This is a genomic window from Nonomuraea antimicrobica (genome assembly GCF_039536965.1).
Taxonomy (GTDB): Bacteria; Actinomycetota; Actinomycetes; order Streptosporangiales; family Streptosporangiaceae; genus Nonomuraea; species Nonomuraea antimicrobica.
Window position 1 is genome coordinate 17,576 of the sequence record NZ_BAAAZP010000080.1, and the last position, 19,944, is coordinate 37,519.

Genomic DNA, 19,944 nt, shown 5'->3' on the forward strand with positions numbered 1-19,944 from the left:
CAGCTAAGACAGGGCAGCCCCCTGGCCTGTGACAGGCGCCGGAAAACTTTTCCGGCGCCACGTCCAGATCTACCCACTGACCTGCGATGATGCGGACCCGAAGAAGATCGCTCGCAGCGGCCGGTCACTCCACGAGCTTGCCCGCCGTCGACACCTCGCGCATGAGCGCCGCGATCTCGGCGGGAACCGGCGGGATGCTCTGCCGCTCGACCGATCCCGGGCCCGACCACACGAGGTTGACCTGCAGGGCGGGATCGAGGTCCGGATGGTCGGAGCGGTTGTGGCAGCCGCGGGTCTCACGGCGTTCGAGGGCGGTCTCGATCGTGGCGCGGGCGGCGAGCGCGGCCGACTCGAGGTCGAAGGCGTGCGCCAGGTCCTGGAACCCGGCCAGGTCGGGGTGCACGCCGACGTCGGCCATCCGCGCCTCCACGGCGGCCAGCTCGGCCAGGCCCTGCAGCAGGCCGCTCTCGTCGCGCACCACTCCGGCGTGCTCGGTCATGAGGTCGCGCAGGGCCCGTTGCAGCGAGCGCACGTTCTCGGGGCCGTCGGCCGCGAGGAGCCGGTCCACCTCCGCGCGGGCCTCGCCGAGCGCCTCGGCAGAACGGCGCTGGGCGTCGAGCCCCGCGGAGTACTCGGCCGCCGCCTGCCCGACGATGCGGCCGAAGACGAGCAGTTCGATGAGCGAGTTGCCGCCGAGGCGGTTGGCCCCGTGCAGGCCGCTGGCCGCCTCCCCGATCGCGTACAGGCCGTCGACGCCCGTGCCGTGGTCCTCGGGACGCACCCAGACCCCGCCCATCGAGTAGTGCGCGGTCGGGGCGATCTCGATCGGCTCCCTGGTGATGTCGAGCATCTGCAGTTCCAGCAGCGTCTGGTAGACGCGGGGCAGCCTTGTCATGATCGTCTCACGGGGCAGGTGCGACACGTCCAGCCAGACGCCGCCGTGCTCCGTCCCGCGGCCCTGCTTGATCTCCGTGTACGCCGCCAGCGCGACGCGGTCACGGGTGGACAGCTCCATGCGCTCCGGGTCGTATCGGGACATGAACCGCTCTCCGTGCCCGTTGCGCAGGATTCCGCCCTCGCCCCGTGCCGCCTCGGAGACGAGGGTGCCCGCCGCGTTCTCGGGCGCGATGAGACCCGAGGGGTGGAACTGCACCAGCTCGGCGTCACGGATGCGGCCACCGGCCAGGACCGCCAGGCGGAACGAGTCGCCGGTGTTCTCGTCGCGCCGGGAGGAGGTGCGCCGCCAGATCCGGGTGTGGCCACCGGCGGCCAGGATCACCGCGTCGGCGTGGATGACGTAGCGGGTGCCGTCGTCCAGGTCGAAGCCGTACGCGCCGAAGACCGCGTTGTCGCGGACGAGGATGCGGGTGACGTACACGGTGTCGAGGACGGGGACGGCGAGCTGGGCCGCCCGGTTGATCAGCGTGCGCTGGATCTCCAGCCCGGTGTAGTCGCCCGCGTACGCGGTGCGCCGGTGGGTGTGGGCGCCGAAGAAGCGCTGCGAGATCCGCCCGTCCTCCTCGCGCGCGAACGGCATCCCGTAGCGCACGAGGTCCTCGATGCCGCGCTCGGCCCCTTCTGTGATGATCTGCACCGTCCGGGGGTCGGCGAGCAGGTAGCTCTCCTTGAGGGTGTCGGCGGCGTGCTGTTGCCAGGTGTCCTCGGGGTCCATCGTGGCCAGGGCCGCGTTGATGCCGCCCGCCGCGAGCGCGGTGTGCGCGTCCGCCTTCGGACGCTTTCCCACGGCGAGGACGCTGACGCCGCGTTCGGCCAGTTCGATCGCGGCCCGCAGCCCGGCTCCTCCGGTGCCGATGACGAGGACCGAGGTGGCGATACGGTGTTCCGGCCGGTGCTCTGGCCGGTTCTTTGGCGCATGCATGGTGCTCCTTCGAGCGCAGACGAAAGCGATTCCGCGCAGGATGACCGGACAAATATGGAGATTTGTGACATGCGTACGGGTACGTACGGCCCGGTCCCGTACGAGACCGCCGCCGCACCTCCATCATGCGTCGCGGCGGAGCCGGGGTGTGCGGGTCAGAGAGTGACCACCGTGCCGGACAGGCGGGCTCGTTCGGCGGCGAAGACGACGCGGTGGCCGGCCACGCTCTCCTGGATGCCGGAGTGGATCAGCTCGGGGCGGCCCTGGTGCAGGGCGTCCACGAACGACCTGATCAGGCCCTCGTCGCCGCCCGCGTGCCCCTCGGCGGCGGGAGAGCCGCCGGGCGAGGTGTCCACGGTCGTGGTCTTCTCTGACCTGAAGTCGTACAGGTGGACGAACCTGCCGTCGCCGGTCAGTTGACCCGCCGTGCCGAAGATCTTGGTGTGCCGGTTCTCCAGCGGGGTGAACGCGGTCATCGTGAACGACGCCGTCGCCCCGCCCTCGAACTCCAGCATGACCACCTGGTGGTCGGCGACGTCGTTGTCGCAGGCGTAGACTCATCGGCCGTAGGGGCCTTCGGCCAGCGCCCGGGTGACCGCCTCCTCGGTGAGCACCCCGTCGGCCATCACGCGGGTGAAGTGCCGCTTGGTGCCGCCATCGCGCAGCCCGTCCCGGTAGAGCGTGGTCGCCGAGTAGGCGCAGGTGTCCTGGAGCGGGCAGTCGAGGCAGCGGCCGGCCGCCTCGGCGGGCCGGTTGTCCGGGCGGAAGTGGTGAAGCCCGCCGAAGGACGACGTGCGCAGGACGGGCCTGCCCACGATGTGGGCCAGCCAGTCGATGTCGTGACACGACTTGGCCAGGAGCGCGAACGCCGTCTCGTCGCCGCGCCGCCAGTTGCCGCGGACGTAGGAGTGGGCGAAGTGGTAGGACCCGATCGGCTCCAGGTGCTCGACGCTGACGATCTCCCCCAGCTCGGGCAGCGACTCCTTCACCCGCCGGGTGTAGGGGGTGTAGCGCATGACGTGGCAGACCGCGACGGTCGCGCCGGTACGCGCCGCGACCTCGCCGACGGCCAGCGACTCGGCCTCGGTGGGCGCGATGGGCTTCTCCAGCAGGATGTCGTAGCCCTGCTCGGCGAACGCGGTGGTGGGCGCCAGGTGGTCGGCGTCGAGGGTGGCGACGATCACCGCGTCCGCGATCCGGCCGTACGCGGCCATCTCCCGCCAGCCCGCGAAGACCCGGCCGGCGGGCAGGGCATGCCGTACGGCGAAGCGTTCCCGCACGTGGTCGCGCGGCTCGGCCACGGCCACGATCCGGGCCCGGCCGGGCCTGCGCGCGACGAGCTCGGCGTAGGCGGCTCCGCGGGCGCCCGCGCCGACGACGGCGAGGGTGAGCGGCCGGTGCAACGGCACGCCGAGGTGCCCGCGCAGGTTGGCGTGGGTGTCGGTGGTGTTGGACATCACTTGACGGCTCCCCCGTTGAGACCCTTGCGGGAACAGGAAAAAGGCGAGGATCGGTGGCCTGGCCAGGAACATCAAGCCGAACCTGCCCCCGATGCCACCCGGAAATCGGCCGAGCGGGCGACGAACGCCCACGGTGACCGAGCCGCCGCCCTGCCGTTTTTGCCGGGACAGAAGGTGTTCTTCCCCCTTTCCCGGCCAACCTGACTATTGTTGATCTCCGTCGAAGGGGGAAACACAGCTCATGGCTCAGGGCGGTTCCGAGGCGTCTCTGGGGAGCCGGTACGTGCTGCTGGACGAGATCGGCGCCGGTGCGATGGGCACGGTCTGGCGCGCACGGCAGCGCGACACCGGGGAGATCGTGGCGGTGAAGCTGCTGCGCGACGGCCTGGCCGGCGACCCCGACCTCGTCCTGCGGTTCGTCCAGGAACGCAATGTGATGCGCGCCCTGCGCCATCCCAACATCGTCACGGTGCGCGACTTCGTCATCGAGGGCGACCGGCTCGCCCTGGTGATGGACCTCATCGAGGGGGCGGACCTGCGTACCCTGCTCCGGCAGCGCGGCACGCTGCCGCCCGCCGAGGCGGCCAGGCTGACCGCCAGGATCGCCGACGCGCTGGCCGCCGCGCACGCCGTGGGCATCGTGCACCGCGACGTCAAGCCCGGCAACGTGCTGATCGAGGGGGCCACGGGACAGGTACGGCTCACCGACTTCGGCGTGGCCCGCATCGTCCACGGCCCGGGGCTCACCCAGACCAGCTCCGTCCTCGGCACCCCCGCCTACCTGGCGCCCGAGGTGGCCGACGGCGACGCCCCCACCGCGGCGGTGGACGTGTACGCCCTCGGCCTGATCGCGTACGAGCTGCTCGCCGGCCGCCCGCCCTTCGCGGGCGAGCACCCGATGGCCCTGCTCAGGCAGCACGCGACGGCCGTGCCCCGCCGCCTTCCCGGGATGCCCGACGCGCTGTGGTCGGTCGTGTGGGCCTGCCTGGCCAAGGATCCGGCGGCCCGGCCCGCGACCCGTGCCGTGGCGGTGGCGCTGGACGAGGCGGCGGCGTCGCTGGCCGGGTGGACCGCCCTGCCGCCGGTGCCCAGGGGCGAGGCGGCGTCCGCGACCTCCGAGCCGCTGGCGCGTCCCGTTCCGGCGGGCCAGGACGCCCCGCCTGCCGGGACCGGCGGCACCTCTCCAGGCAGCGCCGACGCGGGAATCCCGGCGTCCGAGTGGACCATGGCGTCGTCCCGGCGCGGACGATCCCGGCAGCGGCTGGTCATCGTCGCCACCACCGTGGTGGCGCTGACCGTCACCGCCGTGGCGGTGGGCGTGGTGGCTCCCTGGCGGGAACGGGACACGGGCGTGACCCCCGTGAACGCCGCCGCCTCCGCGCCCGGGACGCACGGGCCGGCGGAGACGTCCGTGACCTCGATCTCCACCCCGCCGAAGGACGCCGGGCGCGCGCTCAGCTCTCCCAAGGCCCAGGACGACCCCATCTCCGCCCCGCCGACCGCGCCGAAATCGACCGAACCCCGGACGCCCACCGCCCAGACCCCCAAGCCCAGGCGATCGACGCCCAAGGGGACCGTTCCGGCGGAGGACGCCCCCACCGACCGGCCCACGGACAAGCCCACGGACAGGCCCACCGACGAACCCGCCGACCAGGACCAGGCGCCGTCCTGGCGCTGCCGCGCCTGGATCGCCGCCGACGCGGCCGGCACCACGCAGATGGCGCCCTGCGTGGCCGTGGTGGGCGACGTCTTCTACCTGCGTGGGCAGATCCGCGGCTCCGTCAGCTCCGACATTCACGTCCAGTTGTACGACACCGACGCCGACCGGAACGTCTCCCAGCCCTTCCTCTGCACCGGCGTCACCCCCGTGACGGCGCAGGAGGTCGCGACCTGCGGCCCGTTCAAGATCTCGATCCCGCGCACCGGGGCCAAGATCGACGTCCGCCAGCGGTGGCGGAAGGCGGGCACCACGGCCTTCAGCGGCGGGGCGGAAAGCCCTTGGGTCCGCTGGTAGTCGACCGGACACCGGCCCCGCCGCCCGACCGCCCGCGCCGCCGTCAGGCCGCCGGCGCCTCCTGGCGGAGGGGGAAGTGGCAGGCGACCTGGTGCGTACCGCCTTGCAGGACCGGCTCGACGGCGCAGGCGTCCGTCGCCAGGGGGCAGCGGGTGCGGAAGCGGCAGCCCGTCGGCGGGTTGAGCGCGCTCGGCAGCTCGCCCCTGATGGTCGTGTCCGGGCTGGGCGCGTGGCCGGGGTGGGGCGAGGGGACGGCGTCGAGCAGCGCCTGCGTGTACGGGTGCCGCGGGCTGCGCACCACCTGGTGAGCGGGGCCCACCTCCACCAGCTTGCCCAGGTACATCACGCCGATCCGGTCGGCCATGTAGTCGACCACGGACAGGTCGTGGCTGATGAACACGTACGACAGACCGAGCCGGCCCTGCAGGTCGCGCATGAGGTTGAGCACCTGCGCCTGGACGGACACGTCCAGCGCGCTGACCGGCTCGTCGGCCACGATCAGCCGTGGGCTCAGCGCCAGCGACCTGGCCAGCCCGATGCGCTGCAGTTGCCCGCCGGAGAACTCGTGCGGGTAGCGCTCCAGCGCCCGCCGCGGCAGTCCGACCTGGTCGAGCAGCTCGCTCACCCGGGCGCGCCGGGAGGCGGCGTCGCCCACCTGCTGGATCTCCAGCGGCTCCGTGAGGATGGAGTCGATGCGCATGCGCGGGTTCATGGCCGCGTAGCTGTCCTGGAACATCAGTTGCACCTGCCGGTGCATGCGGTGGCGGGCGCGCCGGTCGAGGGTGGCGATGTCGGTGCCGTCGACGACGATCCGGCCGCCGGTGGGCGCTTCGAGCCCGGCGACGAGACGGCCGACGGTGGACTTGCCGCACCCCGACTCGCCCACGATGCCGAGCGTCTCGCCGGGCTTGACGTCGAACGACACCCCGGCCACGGCGCTGACCCGCCCGGAGACCCTGCGCATCCCCGCGCCGCCCGCGTCGTACTCCTTGACCAGGTCGCGCACGGTCAGGAGCGGCTCGGAGTCGCCGGACACGGTGTCGGCCGGGGCGGACGACGCCGCGATCGCGACGGGCTCGGTGACCGGGTGCAGGCAGGCGAACTCGTGCCCGTTGCCGGCGGCGTCCGGGGTGAGGAGGACGTCGCCGGCGCGGCACTCGTCGGTGGCGAACCGGCAGCGCGGCGCGAACCGGCAGCCGGTCAGCGGCAGCGACAGGTCGGGCGGCAGGCCGGGGATGCTGTAGAGGCGGCCGTCGGCGGCCGACTCGGGCAGGGCGCGCATGAGCGCCTCGGTGTAGCGGTGGCGCGGCGAGCGGAACAGGTCGGCGGTCGTGCCGGTCTCCACCACCCGCCCGGCGTACATGACGGCGACCCTGTCGGCGCGGCCGGCGATCACCCCGAGGTCGTGGGTGACCAGGATGACCGCCATCTTGAACTCCTCGCGCAGGTCGTCGATGAGTTCGAGGATCTGGCGCTGGGTGGTGACGTCGAGCGCCGTGGTGGGCTCGTCGGCGATGAGCAGGCGCGGGGAGCGGACGAGCGCCATGGCGATGACCACGCGCTGGCGCATGCCGCCAGAGAGCTGGTGCGGATAGTCGTCGACGATCTTGTCGGGGCGCGGCATGCCGACCCGGCGCAGGATCTCGATGGCCCGCTCGCGCGCCTCGGCCTTGCCGACGCCCAGGTGGACGCGCAGGGGCTCGGCGACCTGGGCGCCAATGCGCATGGTGGGGTTGAGCGAGGTGAGCGGGTCCTGGAAGACCATGCCCATCTCGACGCCGCGCACCCGGCGCAGCTCCTGGGCCTCCAGGCCGCGCAGGTCGCGGCCGTCGAAGAGGATCTCCCCGCCGACGACCTGGCCGCCCGAGGGCAGCAGCCCCATGATCGACAGGACGGTCATGGTCTTGCCGCTGCCCGACTCGCCCACGATGCCGAGCGTCTCGCCCTGCCTGACCTCGAGGTCGACGTGGTCGAGCGCGTGCACGACGCCACGCCGCAACGGGATGTCGGTGCTGAGGTCGCGGAGCCGCAGCAGCGGCCGGTCGAGTGCCTCCATGTACGAAACCTCCTGCTACCGCCGCCGGAGGCGGACCTCGAAGACGTCCCTCAGCCCGTCGCCGATGAAGTTGAAGGCGAGGACGATGAGGATGATGGCGATTCCCGGGGGGTAGAGCAGCCACCAGTGACCGCTGAAGGTGTCCGACAGGCCGTCGGACAGCATGCCGCCCCAGTTGGCCGCGGGTGGCGGCACCCCCAGGCCGAGGAAGGACAGGTAGGCCACGTACAGGATCGCGTCGGCGACCTGGAAGGTGGCGTTGACGATCACGGTGCCGATGGCGTTGGGGATGATGTGCCGGCGCACCGCGCGCCCGCCGCCGCCGCCCATGCCGCGCATCGCCAGGACGTACTCGCGGGTGCGCAGGGAGAGCGCCTCGCCGCGTACCAGCCGGGCGGGGCCTAGCCAGGCGAAGGCGCCGATGATGACGATGAGCATCGGCACGGTGGGCGTGACGATCGAGGCCATGAGCATGAACAGGAAGAGCGCGGGGATCGACATCATCGCGTCGACCACCCGCATCATGACCGCGTCGACCCAACTGCCGGCGAACCCGGCCACGGCGCCCCACACCGTGCCGACGACCGTGGCCAGCAGTCCGGCGGCCAGGCCGACCACGATGGAGGTCTGCCCGCCGAGCATCAGGCGGCCGAGCTGGTCGTAGCCGACGCCGTCGGTGCCGAGCGGGTGCCCCTCCGTGCCGGGGGCCAGGTAGACCTTGGTCAGGTCGGTGTGCACCTGGTCGGTCTGGTAGAAGAGCGGCCCGAGGAAGGAGAAGAGCGTCAGCAGGACGAAGAGGGCCACCCCGAGCAGGGCGAGCCGGTTCTCGCAGAAGACTTCGACGCCCTGGCGCCACATCCCGCGGACGGGCGCCTCCTCCTCGTGCGGGACGGCGGTCATGACCGGCCTGCCTTCAGTCGCACGCGCGGGTCGACCGCGGCGTAGAGCACGTCGGCGACCAGCGCGCCGAGCACGGTGGCCACCGAGATGAGCAGCGTGACGCCGAGCAGGATCGGGTAGTCCCGCTTGAGCGCCGCCTGCCAGAACAGCAGGCCCATGCCCGGGTAGTTGAACAGCCGCTCGACCACCAGGGCGCCGCTGAACAGCGCGGGCAGGTACATGCCGAGCAGGGTGATGACGGGGAACAGGCCGTTGCGCAGCGTGTGCCCGACGATCACGCGGCCCTCCGACAGGCCCTTGCTGCGGGCCGTGCGGACGTAGTTCTCGTTCAGGTTGTCGACCATGGACGAGCGGATGTAGCGGGAGTAGACCGCGACGGTGAGGATCGCCAGCGTGAGCGTGGGCAGCACCAGCCCGGCGGGCTCGGCCAGCACCTCCGCCATGGTGAAGCCCTGCGGAGCCTCGGGCGGCAGGACCGGCCACACCTGGGAGAACAGAATGATCATCATGAGACCCATGAAGAAGATCGGCGTGGCGTACGCCAGCAGCGACAGCCCGTTGATCGTGTAGTCGGGCCAGCGGTTACGCCGTACGGCCTGCACCACGCCCAGCGGGACGGCCACCACGACCGCGATGACCGTCGAGGCCAGCGACAGCAGCATGGTCTTGGGCAGCCGCTGGCCGATGGCCTCGGCCACCGACTGGTTGAGCTGGAAGGAGTAGCCGAGGTCGCCGCGGACCAGCCGCTGCAGGTACAGCGCGTACTGTTCCCACAGCGGCCGGTCGTACCCCATTTCGTGGTTGAAGGAAGCGATCTGCTCCAGCGTCGCCTCCTTGCCCAGGATGGCCCGCGCCGCTCCTCCTGGCAGCAGATGCAGGATCACGAACGTGATCAGCGTCACCAGGATCACGATGACCAGGGCCTGTCCCAGGCGCGTGAGGAGGTACCGGGTCAACGGTCAGCTCTTCCAGGACCAGTCTTGGAAGTACATCAGGTTCATCGGGTCCTGCGGGTCGACGCCCTGCAGCCCCGACTTGTACGCCGAGACCTGGTAGACGGGGTTGGGCATCCAGAGCACCGGCAGGTCCTTGGCCAGGAAGTCGTTGTACTCCTGCAGCGCGCCGGCGTCGTCGGAGAACTGCGCCTTCTCGATGAGCTGGTCGGCCTCGGGGCTGCTGTAGCTGCCGAGGTTGACCGGGGCGTCGGTCTGGAACAGGCGCTCGCCGGAGGCGAAGGCCGGGTAGTACCAGCTACCCTGCGAGCCGAAGAAGGACATGTCCCAGTCGCACTTCGCGTCCTCCGGCTTGCAGGCCGGGGTGACCGCGACGGAGTCGGGCACCTCCTTGATGGTGAGCTGCGCGCCGACCTTGGCCATGGCCGACTTGATCTCGGCGAACATCTTGGTGGTGGCCGAGAATCCGGACTGGCTGGTGACGGTGAAGCTCAGCGGGGTGTCCTTGGCGATGCCCTCACCGCACAGGGCGGGGTCGGCGCAGGTGGTCTGCCCGTCGGGCGTGACCTTCCAGCCGTGGCTCTCCAGCAGTTGCTGGGCCTTGGCCGGGTCGAACGGGTAGACGCAGCCCTGGCCGCCGGGCGTGCCCGGCTTGGCGGGCACCGGGCCACAGGTGGGCGCGGCCATGTCGGACCAGATGACCTTGCTGATGGTCGGCTGGTCGATGAGCATCTGCAGCGCCTGGCGCAGGTACGGCTGCTTGAACAGCGTCCCGGTCTTGGGGTTGTTGAAGTTGAGCTGCAGGTAGGTGATCGACCACCCGTACCAGGGGGAGATCGTGTAGCCCTTCGACTCCAGGTACGACTTCTGCGACAGGTTGGCCGGCGGGATGTAGCCGTAGTCGATCTGCCCGGCGCGCAGCACGTTGAACTCGGCGTCGTCGCCGGTGAACGGCCGCAGCACGATCTTGTTCAGCTTCGGCTTGTCTGGGCCCGAGTAGGTGTCCTGCTTGGCCAGGACGACCTCGCCGCTGGGCACGTAGCTCTCCAGCTTCCACGGGCCGCTGTTGGTCTTCCACAGGGGGTTGGTCGCGTACGACTTGGGGTCCTTGGAGGCGGCGGTCAGCTCCTCGAAGGTCTGCTTGGGGTCGCCGCTCTTGTCCCAGGCGTGCTGGGGCAGCGGGACGATCCGGTTGAGCTGGTTGCCGACGAACCAGGCCGCGTTGTACGCCTTCGTGGTGGTCACGGAGAAGGTCTTGTCGTCCTTGACCTTGAAGGCGGAGATGTTGTCCGGGAAGCCACCGGGCTTGTAGGAAGCCCACTTGTCCTTGTTGGTGGTGACGAGGTCCCACCAGAACTGGATGTCCTTGGTGGTGATCGGCTTGCCGTCGGACCAGGTGTTGTCCTTGAGCGTGATGGTCAGCGTCTTGCCCTCGTCGCTGACGACGGGCGGGTCGGCCAGCGAGCGCTGGGGGTCGACGTTGTCGGGGTTGGAGCCGTCGAGCTTGTAGCTGAAGAGCTTGCGGTACAGGGCGGTGGAGAAGATCTCGTTCTCGCCCTGGGTGAAGCCGGGGGCGGAGATCGGCAGGATCCAGTTGGGCGTGCGCAAGGCCACGGTCGCGGTGTCCTTGCCCTGGGCGCCGCCCTGCTGCGGGCTGCTGCCGGCGCCCGCGCTGCAGGCGGTCAGGCCGAGCCCGATGGCCACCACGCCGCACACGATGCGGGTTCTCGTCCCCATGATTCTCCTCGTCAGGACGTGGGCTGCCCTCCAGGGGCCGTTCAGTCCGGAGAATGTATTGCGGTACAAGTAGGAAGTCAATGCGAAAAATCTACTTTGTTCACCACACTTATTTCGGTATAGAGTCCCGGCGACGCGTCTTTCGGTGATCGACTCCGTGCTCGTCCCGTTCGCGGAGACGAGCGTCCGCCGTGTGCGTCAAGGAGTGTCCATCAGGGAGGAGAGGCATGTCGGAGCCCGCCAATCTGCGTGAGCAGGCACTGAACCTGCTGGCCAGCGGTAAGGCCACCTCCCGCGCGGATCTGGTGGAGACACTGCAGGTGGCGCCCTCGACGGTCTCCAGCGTGGTGCGCAGGCTGCTGGAGGAGGGCGAGATCCTCGAGGAGGGCGTCGGCGCCTCCACCGGCGGGCGGCGTCCCAGGATCCTGCGGCTGCGCGAGGCGGGAGGCGTCTTCGCCGTGGCCGAGCTGGGCGGGCAGCACGCCCGCGTCGGCCTGTGCTCACCGTCGGGAGCCCTGCTGGCGGCCCAGGAGTTCGCCGTCGACATAGGAGCAGGCCCCAAGGCGATCTTCGACCAGATCACCGCGGCCTTCACCGGAGTCAGGACGGCCCACGCGCCCGGCCGGCCGCTGCTGGCCGTCGGCGTGGCACTGCCGGGGCCGGTGGAGTTCCCGCACGGACGGGTCATCGGCCCGGCCCGCATGCCGGGCTGGAGCGGCTACGACGTCCAGAGCGACCTGCGCGACCGGTTCGGGGTGACCGCGCTCGCCGACAACGACGCCAAGGCCGCCGCGGTCGGCGAACACCTCACCCGCCCCGAGGCCGGTGACATGATCTACGTCAAGGCGGGCACCGGCATCGGCGGCTGCCTGGTCACCGGCGCCCATATCTCGGGCGCCCAGGTCTACCGCGGCGGGCGCGGCCTGAGCGGCGACGTCACCCACGTACGCGTGGCCGACAGCGGCGAGCGCGAATGCTCCTGCGGCAGCCGCGGCTGCCTGGAGACCGTCGCCAGCGGCGCGGCGCTCGCCCGCGAACTGGCCGGGCGCGGCCTGCCCGTGACCGACACGCGCGACGTCGTCGCCGCCGTCATCAACGCCGATCCGGCCGTGGTGACCCTGGTGCGCCAGGCCGGCCGGCAGCTCGGCATCGCCCTGTCGGGCCTGGTCAACTTCCTCAACCCCGACAGCGTCATCATCGGCGGCGCGCTGTCGAGCCTGGACGTCTACGTGGCCGCCGTCAAAGGCATGCTCTACGAGCGCTGCCTGCCACCCCTGACCCAGTCGCTGTCCATCGAGCCGAGCATCGCCGGCCCCGACGCGGCGCTCATCGGCCTCGGCCATCTCCTCCGAGAGACGGCCGACATCCGTCCCTCCTAGAAAAGCCTCCTGTAAGCCCTCCTGGAAAGCCCTCCTAGAAAGCACCGTCGTGTCCCTGCGCATCGCCGTCTGCGGCATCCACATCGAGTCCAGCACGTTCTCACCGCACCTGAGCGGCACCGCCGACTTCGCGGTCACCCGCGGCCAGGCCCTGCTCGACAGGTACGACTGGCTCGGCGACCCGTGGGCGGCCGAGGTGGAATGGGTGCCGCTCGTGCACGCCCGCGCGCTGCCGGGCGGAGCGGTCGAGCCCGCCGCGTACGACGCCTGGCGGGAGGAGATCGTCCGGGGCCTGGGCGACGGCCGGTTCGACGGCGTGCTGCTGGACATCCACGGCGCGATGAGCGTCGTCGGCCGCCAGGACGCAGAAGGCGACCTGATCACCGCCATCCGCTCCGTGATCGGCCCCGAGCCGCTGGTGTCGACCGCGATGGACCTGCACGGCAACGTCTCCCCCACCCTGTTCGACGGCTGCGACCTGCTGACCTGCTACCGCACCGCGCCCCACGTGGACGTCTGGGAGACCCGCGAGCGCGCCGCCCGCAACCTGGTCGAGGCGCTGCGCCGCGGCGGCCGGCCGCACAAGGCGCTGGTCCACGTGCCGATCCTGCTGCCCGGCGAGATGACCAGCACCCGCCTCGAACCCGCCAAGAGCCTCTACGCCCGCATCCCCGCCGTCGAGGCCAGGCCGGGCGTGATCGACGCGGCGATCTGGATCGGCTTCGCCTGGGCCGACGAGCCGCGCTGCACCGGCGCGGTCGTCGCCATCGGCACCGACGCCGCGGCCACCGAGGAGGCGGCGCGCGAGCTGGGGCAGGCGTTCTGGGACGCGCGCGACGAATTCGCCTTCGTCGCGCCCACGGGCTCCATGGACGAGTGCCTGGACGCGGCGCTGGAGCCGGGCTCGCCCCGGCCGTACTTCATCAGCGACTCCGGCGACAACCCGGGCGCGGGCGGCGCCGACGACGTCACCTACGCCCTGGAGCGGCTGCTGGCCAGGCCCGGGATCCGCGACGGCTCGGTCCGCGCCGTCTACGCCTCCCTGTTCGACCCCGAGGCGGTGGCGCGCATCGGGCACCTGCCGATCGGCTCGCCGGTCAGCGTGCGCGCCGGTGGCCGCGTCGACTCCCGCGCGCCCGGGCCGCTGCTGCTGGAGGGCACCCTGGAGGCCCTGGCGGACGACCCCGACGGCGGGCGCGTGGCCAGTGTGCGCGTCGGCGGGCTGAGCGTCTTCCTGACCTCGCGCCGGATGCAGTACCGGCTGCTGGAGTCGTACCGGCTGCTGGGGGTGGACGTGGCCGGGGCCGACGTGGTCACGGTCAAGATCGGTTACCTGGAGCCCGAGCTGTTCGAGGCCGCCGCCGACTGGATGCTGGCGCTCACGCCCGGAGGCGTCGACCAGGACCTGCACCGCCTGCCCTACCAGAATCTGAAGCGGCCCATCTTCCCGCTGGACCCCGACGCCGCGCTCGAACTCGGCTCCTCCTGACCCCCGCTCCCCCGCAGTCCCCGCTACCCGCCTCCCCACAGACCCGCTGACCCGCGGGAAGCGCCGATCCCGGCGTCGTGATCCGACGCCGGGATCGGCCCGGCCGGCCGCCGGCCGCCTCGCTCGGCGTCAGCCGGCCGCCGCGAACTGGCCCACCCAGTACGCCGTCCGGTCCAGATACGCGGTCTGGGCCGAGGCGCCGGTACGCCCGTACGCGCCTTCGTAACTCTGGTAGCCGGTCCGCGCGACCGCCGGCTCGATCACGCTGCCCTCGTGCCACTCGTTGAACGACGTGATCGACACCCACGTCGGCCGCGTCTGCAGGGCGTTGGACCACTCCCTGTCGTAGGTGGCCCCGTTGTCCCTGGCGAGGGTGGGCGTGGTGTTGCCGGGCACCGCCCGGTCGTCGATGTAGCCGGGCCCCACGGACGGGGCCCACACCAGCCCGTGCTGGCGCGCGTAGTCCGCGGCCTGCTGCCAGCCCGGCGCGGTGGCACCGGCGATCGCGTCGTAGGTGTACATGCCGTTGAAGTTCGCGATCTTCGTGGTGTCGGTGGTCTGGGCCAGGATGACGTTGTCCTGGTTCACCTGGCTCAGGGCCGACCAGTCGGTGATGCGCAGGCTCTCGAAGACGTAGAAGGCATCGCTGAAGGCGGGGTGCGTCCCGTACGTCTGGTTGATGTAGCGGACGTCCTCCACGGTGGAGGCGGCGCTGCGGCCGGAGTAGGGCTCCAGGTGCCAGGCGACCTTGAGCCCCTCCTTCGCCGCCGCGTCCAGCACGCCGCGGGCCAGGCCGTCCTCGTAGCTGCCGCGGCCCCACCAGCTCAGCACCAGCACCCCGGCGCCCGACTGCCTGATCCACTTCATGTGCTGGGTCACGGCGCCGGCGAAGTCGCCGGAGTCGTACGCGCCGAGCACCGGGTAGAGGTCGGCGCCGATGTCGTCGGGAGGGGTGCGCCCGCCCTGCTGCCAGTGCCGCCAGGCCCCGTTGACCTGCGGCGCGCCGTACCAGGGGTAGTAGAAGACGTGCACCTTGTCCGACAGCGGCGGGCCGCCGGTCGTCCCGCTCTCCAGGGTGATGGTGTCGACGTCGAAGAGGTTGCCGGCGCCGCCGGTGAAGACGAGGAAGAGCGGTCCGGTGGCGGAGCCGGTCAGCGCGGTGGAGACGTTCTGGAAGTTCTCCCAGCCGCCGGTGACCGGCACGGTGACCGAGCCCAGCAGTGTGCCGGTGGCCGACCCCGAACGCACCTGGATCGTGCCGCCCGCTCCCCCGGACGAGACGCGGGCGCCGAAGCGCGTCGCGCCCGCCGTGCTGACCTGGGAGTAGCCCGCCCAGTCGCCGTTGTCGACGTAGCCGAGCGTGCGGCCGCCGCTGGCGGGCGCGTGGGTGGCGATCTGCACCCCGGAGTTCGAGGTGTACGACTCGCCCTCGACGGTGACGGTGCCCGCGCCCAACTGCTTGAGCCGGATGTTTCGGAAGGCGACCTGGTCGGAGGCCCCGTGGTTCTGGATGCCGACGTGGCCCTGGCGCAGTGAGCGCCTCGGGTCGGTGTTGGTGAAGTCGTTGACCTTCACGCCGTTCAGCAGGACCTGCAGCCGTTCGCCCTCGACCAGCAGCTCGTAGGTGTTCCAGGCGCCGGGCGGGTTGAGCGCGGCGTCGCGGGCGGCCTGGTCGGCGGCCTTGAAGCCGTAGATCGAGCCGGTCGTGCGGTCGGGGGTGTCGGTGGCGTCGATCTGCACCTCGTAGCCGTTGTCCACGGCCGACTGCGGGTCGGTGGAGGCGGGGAAGCCGACGAAGACGCCGGAGTTGCTGTCGCCGGTCACCCTGAAGTCCAGCTTCAGCGAGTACGCCCCCAGCTCCCGCGCGGAGTACCACAGCAGGCCCATCCCGCCCTGCGAGGTCAGGGTGGCGTCGGCGTTGGTGAAGCTGCCCGGCCCGGCCTGTGACCACCCGCTGGTGGAGCCGTTGTACAGGGCGGTGTAGCCGGTCTCCGGCCGGCAGTCGGCCTTGGCCGTCCCCGCGGCGTACCTGATGCCGCCGAGCAGCAGGTTGCGGAAGGCGGGGTCGGCGTACGACTCGGCGGTGTGGCCGAGCCCGGTGTAGAAGGCCCGCCCCTGGACCTGGGGGTGGCACCAGGTGATGGGGTGGTCGCCCATGTCGCCGCCGCTGTAGCTGCCCTCGTCGAGACTCTGCAGCACGCGCACGGACGGGCGGGGGTTGGTGCGGTAGTTGTACCACTCGTCGGTACGCGTCCACGACGACCCGAGATGGGCGGTCGCCGGGTGGGCGCGGTCCTCGGTGCGCACGGTGGCCTGCTGGATGGCCGGGTGGCTCTTGAAGTACGCCCCGGCCAGCTTCTCGTAGTACGGCCAGCCGTACTCGGTGTCGGCGGCGGCGTGCACGCCCACGTACCCGCCGCCCCCGTCCACGTACGCCTGGAAGGCCGTCTGCTGGGCGTCGTTGAGCACGTCGCCGGTCGTGTTGAGAAAGACGACGGCCTCGTAGCCGGACAGGTTCGCGGCGGTGAAGGCGCCGGCGTCCTCGGTCGCGGTCACGGTGAAGGCGTTGGCCGCGCCCAGATCGCGGATGGCCTGGAGGCCGGCCGGGATCGAGTCGTGACGGAACCCGGCGGTCTTGGAGAACACCAGGACCTCGTAGGCCAGGTTCACGGATGGGGCGGTCAGTCCGGCCGCCACGAGCACGAGGCTCAGGAGTTTGTGAAGCATCGCCGCCTACCTGGTGATCGTGAAGGTGTCGATGTCGAAGAGGTTGCCGCTGCCGCCGGTGAAGACGAGGAAGAGCGGTCCGGTGCCGGAGCCGGTCAGCGTGGTGGAGACGTCCTGGAAGCTCTCCCAGCCGCCCGTGACCGGCACGGTGACCGAGCCGAGCAGGGTGCCGGTGGCCGACCCAGAACGCACCTGGATCGTGCCGCCCGCCCCGCCCGAGGAGACGCGGGCGGCGAACGTCTTCGCGCCCGCCGTGCTGACCTGGGAGTAGCCCGCCCAGTCGCCGTTGTCGACGTAGCCGAGCGTGCGGCCCCCGCTGGCGGGCGCGTGGGTGGCGATCTGCACCCCGGAGTTCGAGGTGTACGACTCGCCCTCGGTCGTCGTGCCCTGCGGGGTCCCGGTGGTGAAGGTGAAGGCGTCCACGTCGAACAGGTTGCCCTGTCCCGACACGCCCTTGAAGACCAGGAACAGCTTGGTCGTCCCGGCGGGGACGTTGCTCAGGCCGGCGGAGACGTCGGTGAAGGTGTCCCAGCCTCCGGTGTTGGCCACCGCGAGCGTGCCCAGCAGCGTCCCGGTCGCCGACCCGGCCCGCACCTCGATCGTCCCGCCGGGGCCGCCGGACGAGACCCGCGCGGCCAGCCGGGTGGCTCCGGCCAGTGCGTAGGGCTCGAAGGAGATCCAGTCGCCGTTGTCGGTGAAGCCGACGGTCGCGCCGCCCTCCGCCCCGCCGTGGTTGGCGATCTGGATGCCCTGCTGCGCGCCGAAGTGCTCGGCCTGGCGGTGCGCCGGCTGCAGGACGCGGAGGCTGTGGCTGGTCAGCCCGCCGTTGTCGGTGTACTCGGCGTCGTACACGCCGTAGAGGTTGGCCGCCGCGTCGTGCTCGCCGTCGGGCGGGATGGTGATCGAGCCCGAGCAGCCGTTCTGCGAGGTGATCGCGTGGGTGTGGCTGTCGTGGCCCACCAGGTACGTCACCTTGACGCGAGCGCAGTCGACGGTCCCGTCCTCGGGGTCGGTGACCGTGACGGTGAAGGGCACGGCCTGCCCGTAGGAGAAGAGCCGGCCGTCGATCGGCGCGGTGAGCGTCACGGTGGGCGCGGTGTTGCCTACGGTGACGACCAGGCTGGCGGTGCCGGTCAGGCCCTGCGGGTCGCGTACGGTCAGGGTCGGCCGGAAGGTGCCGTTCGCGGTGTAGGTGTGGGTCGGGTTGGCCTGCGTGGAGGTGCCGCCGTCGCCGAAGTTCCACGCGTAGGTGAGCGCGCCGCCCTCGGGGTCGGAGCTGCCCGCGGCGGAGAAGGCCACGGTCAGCGGCGCCTGCCCGGAGGTCTTGTCGGCGGTGGCCTTGGCGACGGGGTTGCGGTTGGCGCCGCCGAGGTACTCGATCCGGTACAGCGCCTGGTTGCCGCCGCCCGTGCCGTAGTCCAGCACGTAGAGGGCGCCGTCGGGGCCGAACTCCCCGTCGATGACCTGCGTGCCGGTCCACGGGAAGCTCTCGATCACGCCAGGGGTGCCGTCGCTCTTGACCTCGATCGCCTTGATCCACCGGCGGCCGAACTCCATGGCGAAGTAGCGGCCGTCGAGCGACTGCGGGAACTTGACCGTCGAGGACGAGTTCGCGTCGTAACGGTAGACGTCGCCGCCCATGGGCGACTCCGAGCCGCCGCCGAACTCCGGGGGTGAGCCGGCGTCGCCGTACTTGATCCAGCTCGGCTTGGCGGCGGGCAGCTTGGCGAGCCCGGTGTTGCGGAAGGAGTTGTTCGTCGGGCCGCCCGCGCAGTCGTACTTCGCGCCGGAGGGGCCGCTGGGGAAGGTGTACTCGACGTACGTCTCGGCGACCGTGTTCGTGCCGGTGCAGTACGGCCAGCCGTAGTTGCCCGGGGCGGTGATGCGGTCGAACTCCACCTGGCCGCCGGGGCCCCGGCCGGCGTCGGCGCCGCCCGCGTCGGGGCCGTAGTCGCCCAGGTAGACCGTGCCCGTCGGCTTGTCGACCGCCAGGCGGAAGGGGTTGCGGAAGCCCATGGCGTAGATCTCGGGCCGGGTCCCGGCCGTGCCGGGCGGGAAGAGGTTGCCCGCCGGGACGGTGTAGGTCCCGTCGGCCTGCGGCTTGATGCGCAGCAGCTTGCCGCGCAGGTCGTTGGTGTTGCCCGAGGAGCGCTGGGCGTCGAACTGCGGGTTGCGGTTGGTGCGCTCGTCGATCGGGGTGAAGCCGCTGGACTCGAACGGGTTGGTGTCGTCGCCGGTGGTCAGGTACAGGTTGCCCGCGGCGTCGAAGTCGATGTCGCCGCCCACGTGGCAGCACTGGCCCCGGTCGTTGGGCACCTCCAGCACGACCTTCTCGCTGGCCAGGTCGAGGGTGTTGTCGGCCTTGAGCGTGAAGCGCGACAGGTTGAGGTGGCCCTTCCAGGGCGCGAAGTCGGCCTCGGTGCCGGTCGCGGGGGCGTCTCCGGCAGGGGTGCTCAGCTTGGGCGAGTAGTACAGGTAGACGAAGCGGTTGGCGGCGAAGCCGGGATCCGCGGCGATGCCCTGCAGCCCCTCCTCGTCGTGGGTGTAGACGTCGAGCTTGCCCGCCACCTTCGTCGCGCCGGAGGCGTCGGTGTGGCGGACGGTGCCGTCGCGGGCGGTGTGCAGCACCGACCTGTCCGGCAGGACCGCGAGCGACATGGGCTCGCCCAGCTCGGACGGCCCGAGGGCGAGCTGGACCTGCTGATAGTCACCGGGTGGGATGTCCATCGCCGCGGCACCGGTTAATACCAGCGACGCCGCGACGAGCAGCCTCGACCACACAGACATGGGCTTCCTTTCCTGACCGGGGGGACGTCAGGCAAGGCGCGCGCCGACCGCGCTTTGCTGTGGAGGGCTGGAGGGTGCTTGCTCCAGGTTGCGCTTGACGATTTGGGTGGACGTTTCCGAGATGTAACCGCGCTCAAGGAGATGCTTACCGCGCTGTAATGTGGCTGTCAAGACGCGTGTCTTCAGCGGATGAAGAGTCAGGAAACGACGAAGATCCGCAAAATCTCGATCGTTCTATGTAATTCTCTGGTTGGATCGCTCCAAGCCCTTGCACGGTCGGGGCTCCCGGCATTTAATCCAGACTCACGCCCGCCTGGCACCGACGGAGAAACGCGCGGCGGTCTCTGCCGCCGACAACGGAGCCGCCGCAGTGGGTGCCGTCCCATCGGCCAGGCGGGCGGAACCCACCGCACCTCCCCACCGCGCCCATCCACTGCGCCATCCTGCCGCGCGTCCGCTGCGCCGCTGCTCGGCACGTGGCTTTCCGTGACGAACCTTGGCGCGCCGGACTTACCGCGCCGAACTTACAGTCGCTGTACTCAGCTTGACACCTTTGCCTCTCA

12 protein-coding genes are annotated in these 19,944 nt (G+C 71.2%); 3 read left to right on the forward strand and 9 right to left on the reverse strand.

Going from position 1 to position 19,944, the window contains the following annotated elements; translation table 11 throughout:
* Positions 1–124 precede the first annotated feature (124 nt).
* The 3 genes from ABD844_RS20925 to ABD844_RS20935 form a co-directional block, all read right to left on the reverse strand.
* Entirely contained in the window at positions 125–1,879 is a 1,755-nt protein-coding gene (locus ABD844_RS20925; RefSeq protein ID WP_344880198.1) for an L-aspartate oxidase, read from the reverse strand.
* A 155-nt stretch (positions 1,880–2,034) separates the two neighbouring features.
* Entirely contained in the window at positions 2,035–2,394 is a 360-nt protein-coding gene (locus tag ABD844_RS20930) for a hypothetical protein (RefSeq protein ID WP_344880201.1), read from the reverse strand.
* A 42-nt stretch (positions 2,395–2,436) separates the two neighbouring features.
* Positions 2,437–3,336 (reverse strand): Gfo/Idh/MocA family protein, encoded by a 900-nt coding sequence (locus tag ABD844_RS20935; RefSeq protein WP_344880204.1) that lies wholly within the window; start codon positions 3,334–3,336, stop codon positions 2,437–2,439.
* Positions 3,337–3,580: 244 nt separating this feature from the next.
* On the opposite strand from ABD844_RS20935, the gene ABD844_RS20940 reads away from it, so the two are divergent.
* Positions 3,581–5,353 carry a serine/threonine-protein kinase gene (locus ABD844_RS20940; RefSeq protein WP_344880207.1) on the forward strand — a complete coding sequence of 591 codons (1,773 nt, stop codon included), beginning with the start codon at positions 3,581–3,583 and terminating at the stop codon, positions 5,351–5,353.
* 43 nt (positions 5,354–5,396) lie between these two features.
* Here ABD844_RS20940 and ABD844_RS20945 read toward each other — a convergent pair whose 3' ends face one another.
* The 4 genes from ABD844_RS20945 to ABD844_RS20960 are packed head-to-tail and all read right to left on the reverse strand — an operon-like array spanning position 5,397 to position 10,999.
* Complete coding sequence (locus ABD844_RS20945; protein WP_344880210.1) at positions 5,397–7,409, reverse strand: ABC transporter ATP-binding protein; 2,013 nt, start codon at positions 7,407–7,409, stop codon at positions 5,397–5,399.
* A gap of 15 nt (positions 7,410–7,424) precedes the next feature.
* Positions 7,425–8,309, reverse strand: coding sequence for an ABC transporter permease (locus ABD844_RS20950; RefSeq protein ID WP_344880213.1), 885 nt, complete (start codon positions 8,307–8,309; stop codon positions 7,425–7,427).
* Entirely contained in the window at positions 8,306–9,265 is a 960-nt protein-coding gene (locus ABD844_RS20955) for an ABC transporter permease (RefSeq protein ID WP_344880216.1), read from the reverse strand. Before ABD844_RS20955 ends, ABD844_RS20950 begins: the two co-directional genes overlap by 4 nt.
* A 3-nt stretch (positions 9,266–9,268) precedes the next feature.
* Positions 9,269–10,999: a peptide ABC transporter substrate-binding protein gene (locus tag ABD844_RS20960; protein ID WP_344880219.1), complete on the reverse strand. Its 1,731-nt coding sequence runs from the start codon at positions 10,997–10,999 to the stop codon at positions 9,269–9,271.
* A 227-nt stretch (positions 11,000–11,226) separates the two neighbouring features.
* Between ABD844_RS20960 and ABD844_RS20965 the strand changes: the two genes are divergently transcribed.
* Entirely contained in the window at positions 11,227–12,378 is a 1,152-nt protein-coding gene (locus ABD844_RS20965; protein WP_344880222.1) for an ROK family protein, read from the forward strand.
* Between the two features lie 49 nt (positions 12,379–12,427).
* Positions 12,428–13,867: a M81 family metallopeptidase gene (locus tag ABD844_RS20970; protein WP_344880225.1), complete on the forward strand. Its 1,440-nt coding sequence runs from the start codon at positions 12,428–12,430 to the stop codon at positions 13,865–13,867.
* 129 nt (positions 13,868–13,996) lie between these two features.
* Here the strand turns inward: ABD844_RS20970 and ABD844_RS20975 are convergent, their stop codons facing one another.
* Positions 13,997–16,594 carry a ThuA domain-containing protein gene (locus tag ABD844_RS20975; RefSeq protein WP_344880228.1) on the reverse strand — a complete coding sequence of 866 codons (2,598 nt, stop codon included), beginning with the start codon at positions 16,592–16,594 and terminating at the stop codon, positions 13,997–13,999.
* A 6-nt stretch (positions 16,595–16,600) separates the two neighbouring features.
* On the reverse strand, positions 16,601–19,381 hold the full coding sequence (locus tag ABD844_RS20980; protein ID WP_344880231.1) for a carbohydrate-binding protein: 2,781 nt from the start codon (positions 19,379–19,381) through the stop codon (positions 16,601–16,603).
* Positions 19,382–19,944: the final 563 nt, after the last annotated feature.

Bases quoted from the DNA above. Each gene is read 5' to 3' on its own strand.
- ABD844_RS20925 (WP_344880198.1), bottom strand. From the start codon at position 1,879: ATGCATGCGCCAAAGAACCGGCCAGAGCACCGGCCGGAACACCGTATC.
- ABD844_RS20930 (WP_344880201.1), bottom strand. From the start codon at position 2,394: ATGCTGGAGTTCGAGGGCGGGGCGACGGCGTCGTTCACGATGACCGCG.
- ABD844_RS20935 (WP_344880204.1), bottom strand. From the start codon at position 3,336: ATGTCCAACACCACCGACACCCACGCCAACCTGCGCGGGCACCTCGGC.
- ABD844_RS20940 (WP_344880207.1), top strand. From the start codon at position 3,581: ATGGCTCAGGGCGGTTCCGAGGCGTCTCTGGGGAGCCGGTACGTGCTG.
- ABD844_RS20945 (WP_344880210.1), bottom strand. From the start codon at position 7,409: ATGGAGGCACTCGACCGGCCGCTGCTGCGGCTCCGCGACCTCAGCACC.
- ABD844_RS20950 (WP_344880213.1), bottom strand. From the start codon at position 8,309: ATGACCGCCGTCCCGCACGAGGAGGAGGCGCCCGTCCGCGGGATGTGG.
- ABD844_RS20960 (WP_344880219.1), bottom strand. From the start codon at position 10,999: ATGGGGACGAGAACCCGCATCGTGTGCGGCGTGGTGGCCATCGGGCTC.
- ABD844_RS20965 (WP_344880222.1), top strand. From the start codon at position 11,227: ATGTCGGAGCCCGCCAATCTGCGTGAGCAGGCACTGAACCTGCTGGCC.
- ABD844_RS20975 (WP_344880228.1), bottom strand. From the start codon at position 16,594: ATGCTTCACAAACTCCTGAGCCTCGTGCTCGTGGCGGCCGGACTGACC.
- ABD844_RS20980 (WP_344880231.1), bottom strand. From the start codon at position 19,381: ATGTCTGTGTGGTCGAGGCTGCTCGTCGCGGCGTCGCTGGTATTAACC.